Source organism: Mesorhizobium sp. M7A.F.Ca.CA.002.04.1.1 (assembly GCF_004022805.1).
Classification (GTDB): domain Bacteria; phylum Pseudomonadota; class Alphaproteobacteria; order Rhizobiales; family Rhizobiaceae; genus Mesorhizobium; species Mesorhizobium ciceri.
In genome coordinates, this window is sequence record NZ_RZPL01000104.1 from 1 (window position 1) to 10959 (window position 10959).

Consider the following 10959-nt stretch of genomic DNA (forward strand, 5'->3'; position numbering starts at 1 on the left):
TGCGAAGGGGTCGCCATCGGCATGGCGCTGGCCTACCGGTTCTCGTCGCGGCTCAATCTGGCCAGCCCCGACGATGCCGCGCGACACCTTCTTGTCCTGGGTGATAAAGGCAAGCAGCGCCTCGGCGTCAGGCAGATCGCCCGGGATGTCGGCTATTCGCCAGGGCAGGCCGACGGCGCGCAGATGCGCCTCGACGCGCGCGGCATCGTCGGGGCTGGCCAGATTGAGCCGCGACGAGAACCGGTAGGCCAGCGCCATGCCGATGGCGACCCCTTCGCCATGGACGAGGCGGCTTCCGTCATATTGGGTGGCGGCTTCCAGCGCGTGGCCGAATGTGTGGCCGAGATTGAGCAGCGCGCGGTCGCCGGTCTCGAACTCGTCACGCGCAACCACGTCGGCCTTGGCGCGGCAGGCTTCGGCAATCGCCTGCGCCCTCTCCGGCCCGCCGGCAAAAACCTGGACCCAATTCTTTTCCAGCCAGGCGAAAAATTCCGGCCGGTCGATGAGCCCGTATTTGGCGAGCTCGGCATAGCCGGCGCGGAATTCCCGGATCGGCAGCGTGTCGAGCACCCCTGTGTCGGCCAACACCAGTTTCGGCTGATGGAAGACGCCGACAAGGTTCTTGCCGCGTGGGCTGTTGATGCCGGTCTTGCCGCCGACCGAGGAATCGACCTGCGCCAGCAGCGAGGTCGGAATCTGCACGAAATTCATGCCGCGCCGCACGATGCCGGCGGCAAAGCCGGCAAGGTCGCCGATAACACCGCCGCCGAAGGCGATGACGCCGTCATGTTTGCCCTTCTTGAACACGGCGATGCCGGCGGTCAGATTGGACTCGACCGGGTTAGGCCTGACCTCGGAGAAGACGCCGTAAGGAACCTTGGCGTCGTCGAGTATCTTCAGCGTCGAGGCGACGACCGGCAGTTTCGCCAGTCCAGGGTCGGTGACGAACAACGGCCGCTTGATGCCGGTGGCCGCCAGCACCTCAGGCAATTCCTTGATGCGGCCGGCGCCGAAGCGGACGGTGGTGGGGTAGTTCCATTTGGAGATCAGCTTGGACATTTTTGTCTTTCAATAAATCAGATGGCTTCGCGCAGATGGAATGATTTCGGCCGGGTCAGATTGTCGTAGCCGATGGCCGACAAGCCCGCACCCTTGCCGGTGTCCTTGACGCCGGTCCAGACCAAGGCCGGGTCGAGGTAGTCGCAGCGGTTCATGAACACCGTGCCGGTCTCGACGCGGTTGCCGATCGCCACGGCATGCTCGGTATCGCGCGTCCAGATCGAAGCGGTCAGCCCGTAGGGACTGTCGTTCATCAGCGCGATCGCCTCTTCGTCGTTGCGCACCTTCATGATGCCGACGATCGGGCCAAAGCTTTCCTCGCGCATGACGCTCATCTGATGATCGACTTCTGTCAGCACCTCAGGTGCCAGATAAGGCGAACCAGCCTTGTCGTTAGCCACCTTCATGTTGATGTGCGCCTTGGCACCCTTGCGCAGCGCTTCCGCCTTCTGTTCACGGATCAGGTCAGCAAAGCGCGCCTGCGCCATCGGTCCCATCGTCGTCGCCTGATCGAGCGGATTGCCGACGACATAGTTCTTTGTCTCGGCGATGAAGCCTTCGACGAATTCGTCATAGACCTTCTCGTGCACATAAACGCGTTCGATGCCGCAGCAGCACTGGCCGGAATTGTAGAAGGCGCCGTCGACCAGATTGGCGACCGCATGGTCCATCTTGGCGTCGGGCAGCACATAGGCCGGATCCTTGCCGCCAAGCTCGAGGCCGAGCGTCATGAAGGTGCCCGCCGCCGCCTTTTCGATGGCGCGGCCGCCGCCGACCGAACCGGTGAAATTGACGTGGTCGATCTTGCCCGAGCCGAGCAGCCTTTCGGTCTGGGCGTGGTTCAGCACGACATTCTGGAACACGCCCTTGGGCAGGCCGATCTTGTCGAAAGCCTGCTGAAAGCGCTCGCCGACCAGCAGCGTCTGCGCCGCATGCTTCAGGATCACGGTGTTGCCGGCCATCAGCGCCGGCACGATGGTGTTGACGGCGGTCAGATAGGGATAATTCCACGGCGCGATCACCATGACGACGCCGAGCGGGTCTTTCTTCACATAGCGGCGGAAACCGTCCTTGGGGTTGGAGGCCGGCACCGATTTGAGCGCCTGCTCGGCGATCTCGACCATGTAGTTGGTGCGTTCCCTGACGCCGCCGAATTCGCCGCCATAGCGCACGGGCCGCCCCATCTGCCAGGCGATTTCCGGCACGATCTCGTCGGTCATCGCGACCAGCGCTTCCAGCATAGCCAACATGTACTTGCCGCGCTCGACGATAGGTGTCTCAGCCCACTTCTCTTGCGCCGCCTTGGCGCGTTCCACTGCGGCGTTGATCGCCTGGTCTGTAGCAATCGGCCGCTCGGCATAGATCGAGCCATCGACGGGGGTAATGAGTTTGACCGTCTCGGTCATTTTGTAAGTCCTCGTATTCTACAACAAAATCGTGTGGCCTGGCGCTGCCCCTCATCTGCCTGCCGACAGCCTCTCCCCACGGGGAAAGGCTAAGAGTGAAGGGGTGGCGCCGACGAACCGCCGATACCTAATACCGCTCGAAACCTCTGTGCAGTTCCCAATCCGTAATCCGGCGGTCGTATTCGAACTGCTCCCACTTTGCGGTGTGGACATAGTGTTCGAGCACATCCTCGCCGAGCGCCTGCTTGAGCATCTTCGACTTCGCCAGCGTGTCGGTGGCATCGCGCAGCGTCTTCGGAATCTCCGGCAGGCGAGATGCCTGATAGGCATCGCCGACGAACGGCTTCTGCAATTCCAGCTTTTCGTCGATGCCGGCAAGGCCGGCGGCGATCAGGGCTGCGAAAGCAAGATACGGGTTGAGGTCGGCGCCACCGATGCGGCATTCCATGCGGATGCCCTTGGTGCCCTCGCCGCACAGGCGGAAGCCTGCGGTGCGGTTGTCTTCGCTCCACATGATCTTGGTCGGCGCGAAGGTGCCGGCCTGGAAGCGCTTGTAGGAGTTGATATAGGGCGCCAGGAACCAGGTGAATTCCTTGGCGTATTTGAGCTGGCCGGCGGCCCATTGCTGGCCGAGTGTCGACAGCGTCCAGTCGGCCTTTTTGTCGAAGAACAGCGGTGTCTTGCCGTCGGCGCTCCACAGCGAATTGTGGATGTGGCTGGAATTGCCGGCGAGCCCGTAATTATACTTGGACATGAACGAAATCGCCTTGCCCTCGGACTCGGCGATTTCCTTGGCGCCGTTCTTCAGGATGACGTGGCGGTCGGCCATGTCGAGCGCCTCGGCATAGCGCACATTGATCTCTTCCTGGCCCGGACCCCACTCGCCCTTGGAATTCTCGATCGGAATGCCGGCCGCTTCCATTTCGTTGCGAAGCCGGCGCATGACGCCTTCTTCCTTGGTGGTGATGCCGATCTGGTAGTCGCCGATATAGGGCGATGCGGTGTCGAGACCTTGCCAGTGCTTCTTGCGGGCCGAATCGTAGGTCTCGTTGAACAGATAGAATTCGAGCTCGGATGCGAAATAGCCGATATAGCCGCGCTCGCTCAGCCGCTTGACCTGCTTCTTCAAGATGGCGCGCGGCGAATGCGGCAGGTCGTCATGCGTGTGGTGGTCGAGCACGTCGCAGATCACGAGCGCGGTCTTTTCCAGCCAGGGAATGCGCCGCAGCGTGGCGAGATCCGGCTTCATGACGAAATCGCCATAGCCCTTCGACCAACTCGCCGCCTTGTAACCCGGCACCGGCTCCATATCGATGTCGGCGGCCAGCAGATAATTGCATCCATGCGTTTCGTCATGCGCGGAATCGACGAAGTACTGCGCCAGGAAGCGTTTTCCCGCCAGCCGTCCCTGCATGTCGACGATGCAGGCCAGCACGGTGTCGATCTCACCGCTGGAGACCGCTTTCTTCAACTGATCGAACGAGAAATTTCCGGCCATTCCTTTGGCACTCCAGCGCTTGGGCTTTGAATGAGTTGAACGAAACCATGGCCGGCACGATGCCGGCCATGGCCATGATGGTGGAGGTCAGTGGCCGGTTTCGCCGACTGCCTGTTCGGCCGCCTTGATGGCCGCCTGACGCGCCGCAATGATGTCGCCGAGCGGCGGCCCCTGGAAGCGGCGCTTCTCGAAGCCGAACCAGACGACTGCCGTCAGGATGAAGAAGCCGACGGTGATGTAGAGCGCCCAATCGTTCGGCGGCTGGATGCCGATGATGAAGATCAGGATCATTGAGACGATCGACAGGAAGGCGAACAGCATGAACACGCCGCGCCCCATGTTCCAGGGACCCATCTTGTCCCACTTCGGCGTGCCCCAGGCGAGCATGCCGAGCACGATCGGCACGGTGAAGGAGAGGAACAGGAAGATGACGGTGCAGGAAACCACGATGGTGTAGGCCGAAGTGCCTGCGACCGAAACCAGCGTCGAACCCCAGACGAACAGCACCGACAGGATCGAAGCCGTCCAGATCGCCGCCACCGGCGTGCGGTAGGTCGGGCTGACCTTGGCGAGTGCCGCCGAACCCGGCAGGCCGCCGTCACGCGAGAAGGCGAAGATCATGCGCGAGGCAGACGTCACCGTGGCAAGGCCGCACAGCAGCTGCGCGACGAACACGACGAGGTAGACGAACTCCTTGATGCCGGGGCTTACACGCTGGTCGAAGGCCCAGAAGAACACGTTCCAGCCCTGCTTGGCGGCATCGTCCATGTTCGGGATCATCAGCACGAAGGCGGCCAGGAACAGATAGCCGAAAACGGCCGACCAGATCACCGACATGACCATGGCGCGCGGCACGGAAGAAGCCGCCTTGATGGTTTCCTCCGAGGTGTGCGCGGAAGCGTCATAACCGGTGATCGTGTAGATCGGCAGCAACAGTCCGAGCGCGAACACCCAGGCATTCGAGACGGATGGCCACACGCCGGCGCCTGCGTCCCCGGAATAGTTCTTGAAGGTGAAGAGACGGCTGAAATCCCAGGTCTCAGCGGAAGCCAGGCAGACGATGGCGATCAGGATCGAGCCGAAGAAGATGAGATAGCCCGAGAAATCGGTCAGCTTCGCCGTCAGCTTGATGCCGAGATGGTTGATCAGCGCCTGCGCGCCGGTGATGATGATCAGAAAGATCATCTGGTTTGTCAGCGTGCCTTCGATTCCGAGCGTCGGGCCGAAAGCGCCGATGAAAAACGTCCAGGTGCCGACATTGATGGCGCCGAGCACGGTGATCAGGCCGAGCAGATTGAGCCATGCGGTGACCCAGCCGGTGCCGCGGTTGCCGAGGATCGAACCCCAGTGATAGAGGCCGCCGGCCGTCGGATAGGCCGAGCTGATCTGCGACATGGCGACCGCAAAGGTCAGCGAAACGAAGCAGCCGACCAGCCAGCCGATGCCGATGCCGATGCCGCCGGCGCCGGAGGTGGCCTGGGCCAGCGAATTGATGCCGCCCGACAGGATGCAGATGATGGAGAAGGAAACGGCGAAGTTCGAAAAGCGACTGAGGCGCCGCTCCAATTCCTGGGCATAGCCCATGCTGTGGAGGTGCTTTACGTCCTCCGCCTTGTCAACTTCAGTATAACCCGGTGCTGCCATTTTAGTGTCCCCTGTTGGTTTTCGGGTCGGGATGAGATCCCGCCCTAGCTAGCCGATTGAACTGACTTTCCGACTGAATGCGATCTGGTGTGTCCGGCCTCCTCTGGCTCCAGATCCGAAAAAATGCCCGTGAGCAGATCCGCCCATTTCCGCTGCCCGGTCTCGCCGGCGATTTCGTCATTGCGGATTTCGATCATCGCGCAGGGCAGTCCGCGCGAGCGCGCATGCCGTTCCAGCGTGAAATAGACGCGGTCATCAGGTGAATACGGCTCGTTGACCCCGACGGTGACACCGGAAAGCCGCTTCAGCGCCGATATCAGCGGCGCCGCCAGCCGGCGATCCTCGTCATGGATGATGCCGATATGCCAGGGCCGGTTGCGGCCCTTGTATACCGGCGTGAAGGAATGGACCGAAACCAGCCGCGTTTCCTGACCGTGTGACAGCCTGTGGCTGATGATATCCGCAATCGTATCGTGGAAAGGGCGCCACGAAAGCGCGACACGCGCGGCACGCTCACTTTCCGACAGGCCGGCATTGCCCGGTATGGCCGTTGTCTCACTGACCGGCGGCACCAGGTCGGGCGCGTCAAGCGGCCGGTTGCAGTCGATGACAAGGCGCGAAATGCGGGTTTCGACGAGCGTCGCGTCGAGCGCCTGCGCCATGCGGCGGGCAACCGGCAGCGCGCCGGGATCCCAGGCGATGTGGCGCGACAGGTCCTCGACAGCAAGGCCGAGCGTGCCGAATTCGGCGGGCAGGAAGTTCGAGGCGTGATCGCAGGTCAGCACGAAAGGGCTTGATCCGCCGGGGTTCGTCACCCTTACGGTATCAGACGATGCAAGGCTGGCGGGCCGTGCTTTCTCCATACTCTGCCGTCCCCGGGGAGCGCTGTATCGTATGTTACGTATTTTGCCTCATTGCGTCCCTGTGGATGATTTCATACAGTTTGTCCGGCTTTGTCAAATGCGATTTCGGAAAAGACCATCGACCGAGCCAAGGGTGGGGAAAAGATGATTTCCAACATTGCCGAACTGATCGCCGACCGCGTCGGCACGATGCCGGCCAGCGAACGGCGCGCGGCCCAGACACTGATTGCCTTCTACCCGATGATCGGCTTGAAAACGGTCGCTGAATTCTCGGCCGCAGCCGGCGTTTCCTCGCCGACAATCCTGCGTTTCGTCGCCCGGTTGGGCTTTCAGAACTATCCGGAGTTCCAGTCGAGCCTGCAGGACGAACTGGCGGCGCAACTGCAATCGCCGGCGACAAGGACGCTCAATCCGCCCTCGCCCGGCGGCGGGACCGTGTCGCCGATGCTGGAAGCGACGCTCGACAATATGCGCGAGACATTCAGGCACCTGTCCGACAAGCAGCTTGCCGACATCGCCGCCCGGCTGGCGGACCGGCGCGGCAAGACCTTCCTGATCGGCGGCCGCTTCACCGATCCGCTGGCGCGCTACATGGCCGCCCACCTCGCCATCATCCAGCCGGATGTCTTTCACCTCGCCGGGCAGGAAAGCATGTGGCGTGACCGGCTGATCGACATGGGCAAGCGCGACGTGCTGGTCATCTTCGACATCAGGCGCTACCAGGACAGCCTCCTCCGCTTCGCCGAGAAGGCGCATCAGCGTGGCGTGCAGATCGTACTGTTCACCGACCAGTGGCTGTCGCCGATCGCCCGCCTTGCTCGCCATGTCATCGCCGGACGAACCGCAGTGCCGTCGGCATGGGATTCATCGGCGGCCCTTTTCGTCGTCGCCGAAACGCTGATCGGCGCCGTCACCAGGCAACTGGAAGCAGAAGGCGCCAAACGCATTCGCGAGATGGAAAGTCTGCGTTAGTGCATATGCGATGATCCGAAGCGTTACGCATATTTTCTCAAACGTTACATATATTTAATGTGCGCAGCCCCCGGAGAATTGTCATAAAGACGCGATATCGAGACGGCTTCTTTGCCTTACAATAGCCTCGCTGCGTCTGCTTCATTTCGGGAAACCGGTAGACGGAAGGATTGTTTTACCAACCGGAGTGCTGATGGCCGCCTGGAAACAGATACTTTTTGCACTCGTGGTGCTGGTGGTGGCGGCAGCCGCCTGGCTGCGCTTTTATCCCGGCGCACCGGACGTGCTGGCACGTTGGGGCATCGACTGGGCTTACGCGGCAACGCCCCCGGCTGAAACCGGTGCCGCCAACGCGAGGCAGGCAAACGGCCGCAACGGCAACCAGCGGGTGAACGTGGTCGCCTTGGCGGCCACTTCGGCTGTTATCAACGACCGCCTGCAGGCGATCGGCACCGGCCGTGCCAACGCCTCGGTGACCGTCAATCCTTACAGCTCCGGCCGCCTCGCCGAACTGCTGGTCGAATCCGGCAGCCATGTCGAGAAGGGACAGATCCTCGCCACCCTCGATTCCGAGACCGAAGTGATCTCTCAGGACCGTGCCAAGCTCGCCTTGCAGGACGCTCAGTCCAAGCTCGACCGCGTTAAGTCGCTGCGTGCCTCCAATGCCGCGACCCCGGTAGCCGTGGCTGATGCCGAGGTGGTGCTGGCGGGCGCCAAGCTGGCGCTTCAGGACGCGGAACTTGCACTGCAGCGCCGGTCGATCCTGGCGCCGATCGCCGGCACCGTCGGCATCCTGCCGATCTCGGCCGGCAATTACGTCACCAACCAGTCGGCCATCGCCACGCTCGACGACCGGTCCTCGATCCTGGTCGATTTCCTGGTACCCGAGCGCTTCGCCGCCGCCGTCAAGGTCGGTGCGCAATTGACGGCGACGCCGATCGCCAATCCCAGCAACGCCTATAGCGGCACCGTTTCGGCCATCGACAACCACATCGATGAAAAGAGTCGCACGCTGCTGGTCAAGGCCAAGATCGCCAACCCGGCCGATTCGCTGCGCGCCGGCATGTCGTTCGGCATCACCATGAAATTTCCGGGGCAAACCTATCCGGCCGTCAGCCCGCTGGCGATCCTGTGGGGGTCGGACGGCGCCTATGTCTGGCAGATCGAGGATGGCAAGGCCAGGCGGGTCCCGGTGCGCATCATCCAGCGCAACACCGAGACCGTGCTGATCGACGCCGAGATCGACAATGGCGACATGGTGGTCACAGAAGGCACCCAGAGCGTCAGCGAGGGCGGCGCGGTTCGCCTTGCCGGCGAAGAGCAGCGCGCCGCGGACGCCGCCGCAGGCTCATGACCGGAACCATCAACACCGCCAGCGAGACCGGCTTCACCGCCCTGTTCATCCGCAGGCCGGTCATGGCCTTCGTGCTCAACACACTGATTGCGGTCGCCGGCCTGGCCGCTTTCTACGGCGTCGAGATCCGCGAACTGCCTGATGTCGACCGCGCGGTCGTCACTGTTTCCACCACCTTCGAGGGCGCGGCGGCCGAGACCGTCGACCGCGAACTGACCGACACGATCGAGGGCGCCGTCGCCCGCGTCTCAGGCGTCAAGTCGATCTCGTCGTCTTCCTCGTTCGGCTCGAGCCGCGTCACCATCGAGTTCAACGACGGCGTCGATCTGAATGTCGCCGCCTCGGACGTGCGTGATGCTGTCGGCCGCGTCGCCAATCAGATGCCCGACACCGCCGATCCGCCGCGCATCGTCAAGGCCGACGCCAATTCCGACGCGGTGATGCGACTGGCGGTGACCTCGGACAACATGTCGATCCAGGACATGACCGTGGTGGTCCAGGACCAGATCGAGGACGAGCTTGCCGCCGTGCCCGGCGTTGCCGACGTCCAGGTCTATGGCGACCGCGACAAGATCTTTCGCATCGATGTCGACCAGAACAAGCTGGCCAGCCTCGGCTTCACGGTTGCCGATCTCAGGGCCGCCCTTGCCTCGGTCGCTTTCGATTCCCCTGCCGGTTCGATCACCACGACCAACCAGGACCTGATCGTCCGCACGACTGCCGACGTGACCACGCCGGAAGAGTTCGAAAACATCATTGTCGGCGGCACGACGCGCATCCGCGACGTCGCCACCGTCACGCTCGGTCCCGACGTCGGCCAGACCACGCTGCGCTCGGATGGCAAGACCGGCATCGGCATCGGCATCATCCGCCAGGCGGAATCGAACACGCTGGACATCTCGACCGGCGTCCAGTCCGCCGTCGCCAAGCTGCAGGAAAACCTGCCCAAGGGCATGTCGATCAAGATCACCAGCGACGACGCCGTCTTCGTCAAGGGCGCGGTGCACGAGGTCGAGATCGCACTCGGCCTGTCCGTGACCATGGTGCTGATCGTCATCTATGTGTTTCTCCTCGACTGGCGCGCGACGCTGATCCCCGGCCTGTCGATGCCGGTCGCCATGATCGGCACCATCGCTGCCATCTATCTGGCCGGCTTCTCGGTCAACATCCTGACCCTGCTCGCTCTGGTGCTGGCGACGGGACTGGTCGTCGACGACGCCATCGTCGTGCTCGAAAACATCGTGCGACGACGCAATGAAGGCATGGGGCCCCGCGCCGCCGCCGTGCTTGGCGCGCAGGAAGTGTTTTTCGCCGTCATTGCCACCACCTTGACGCTGGTCGCCGTCTTCGTGCCGATTTCGTTCCTGCCCGGCCAGACCGGCGGCCTGTTCCGCGAATTCGGCTTCGTGCTTGCCATGTCGGTGCTATTGTCCTGCGTTGTGGCGCTGACGCTGTGCCCGATGCTCGCCTCGCGCATGCTGACCAGCGCATCGCTCCACCACGAAGGGGGCCATGGCATCGGCGCCCGCATCGGCGGCGCGCTCAATACGGCCTACAAGCGCGGCCTACACGCCTGCCTCGACGCGCCATGGATCGTGCTTCTGGTCGCGGTGCTGTTTGCCGGCACCGCCTTCACGCTGTTCGGCACCATCCGCCAGGAGCTGACGCCGACCGAGGACCGCGCCGCCGTGCTTCTGCGCATCAGCGCCCCGCAAGGCGTCAGCCTCGACTATACGACGCAGCAGATGCAGAAGATCGAGAGACTGATCCAGCCGATGCGCGATTCCGGCGAGATCCGCTCGACCTTCGAGAATGCCGGCCAGAACGGCTCCTACAATTCCGGCTTCATGGTGATGACGTTGGCGCCGTGGAACGAGCGCAGCCGCAGCCAGCAGGAGATCATGGCCGAGATCAGCCAGTTGACCAGGCAGGTGCCGAGCGTGCGCATCTTCCCGGTACAGCCCAACAGCCTCGGCATCCGTGGCGCCGGCAACGGCCTGCAGTTCGCGCTGGTCGGCAACGACCGCAAGGCGCTCGGCGACGCAGCCGTGAAGATCATCGCCGAGATGCAGAAGGACGCGCGCTTCCAGACACCGCGCCTGTCGATCGACCCGACGCAACCGCAGCTCGCCGTGGCCATCGACCGCGAGAGCGCCTCCGACC

At 63.0% G+C, this 10959-nt stretch carries 8 protein-coding genes; 3 read left to right on the forward strand and 5 right to left on the reverse strand.

The genetic code is table 11. From position 1 onward, the window contains the following. The 5 genes from ENZ75_RS08095 to ENZ75_RS08115 form a co-directional block, all read right to left on the reverse strand. Positions 1–1059, reverse strand: a 1059-nt coding sequence (locus ENZ75_RS08095; RefSeq protein WP_245481136.1) for a 3-dehydroquinate synthase, incomplete at its 3' end; no start/stop codon positions are given. A 17-nt stretch (positions 1060–1076) separates the two neighbouring features. Continuing rightward, entirely contained in the window at positions 1077–2465 is a 1389-nt protein-coding gene (locus ENZ75_RS08100) for an aldehyde dehydrogenase family protein (RefSeq protein WP_063168962.1), read from the reverse strand. A 127-nt stretch (positions 2466–2592) separates the two neighbouring features. After that, the gene (locus tag ENZ75_RS08105) at positions 2593–3963 is read right to left on the reverse strand and encodes a glutamine synthetase family protein (protein WP_013529682.1); all 1371 of its coding nucleotides are present in this window, start codon (positions 3961–3963) and stop codon (positions 2593–2595) included. 87 nt (positions 3964–4050) lie between these two features. Beyond that, positions 4051–5607, reverse strand: coding sequence for an amino acid permease (locus ENZ75_RS08110; RefSeq protein ID WP_013529681.1), 1557 nt, complete (start codon positions 5605–5607; stop codon positions 4051–4053). Between the two features lie 44 nt (positions 5608–5651). Continuing rightward, a complete protein-coding gene (locus ENZ75_RS08115; protein WP_024502760.1) occupies positions 5652–6470 on the reverse strand; it encodes an N-formylglutamate amidohydrolase in 819 nt (272 codons plus the stop codon). Between the two features lie 144 nt (positions 6471–6614). Here ENZ75_RS08115 and ENZ75_RS08120 point away from each other — a divergent pair, with 144 nt between their 5' ends. The 3 genes from ENZ75_RS08120 to ENZ75_RS08130 all read left to right on the forward strand — a co-directional run. After that, the gene (locus tag ENZ75_RS08120; RefSeq protein WP_063168963.1) at positions 6615–7442 is read left to right on the forward strand and encodes a MurR/RpiR family transcriptional regulator; all 828 of its coding nucleotides are present in this window, start codon (positions 6615–6617) and stop codon (positions 7440–7442) included. Positions 7443–7635: 193 nt separating this feature from the next. After that, positions 7636–8796 carry an efflux RND transporter periplasmic adaptor subunit gene (locus tag ENZ75_RS08125; RefSeq protein ID WP_063170332.1) on the forward strand — a complete coding sequence of 387 codons (1161 nt, stop codon included), beginning with the start codon at positions 7636–7638 and terminating at the stop codon, positions 8794–8796. Continuing rightward, on the forward strand, positions 8793–10959 hold a 2167-nt coding region (locus tag ENZ75_RS08130; protein ID WP_164887760.1), incomplete at its 3' end, for an efflux RND transporter permease subunit. The genes ENZ75_RS08125 and ENZ75_RS08130, both read left to right, overlap by 4 nt.

Coding starts and splice junctions, on each gene's coding strand:
- ENZ75_RS08100 (WP_063168962.1), bottom strand. CDS start 2,465: ATGACCGAGACGGTCAAACTCATTACCCCCGTCGATGGCTCGATCTAT.
- ENZ75_RS08105 (WP_013529682.1), bottom strand. CDS start 3,963: ATGGCCGGAAATTTCTCGTTCGATCAGTTGAAGAAAGCGGTCTCCAGC.
- ENZ75_RS08110 (WP_013529681.1), bottom strand. CDS start 5,607: ATGGCAGCACCGGGTTATACTGAAGTTGACAAGGCGGAGGACGTAAAG.
- ENZ75_RS08115 (WP_024502760.1), bottom strand. CDS start 6,470: ATGGAGAAAGCACGGCCCGCCAGCCTTGCATCGTCTGATACCGTAAGG.
- ENZ75_RS08120 (WP_063168963.1), top strand. CDS start 6,615: ATGATTTCCAACATTGCCGAACTGATCGCCGACCGCGTCGGCACGATG.
- ENZ75_RS08125 (WP_063170332.1), top strand. CDS start 7,636: ATGGCCGCCTGGAAACAGATACTTTTTGCACTCGTGGTGCTGGTGGTG.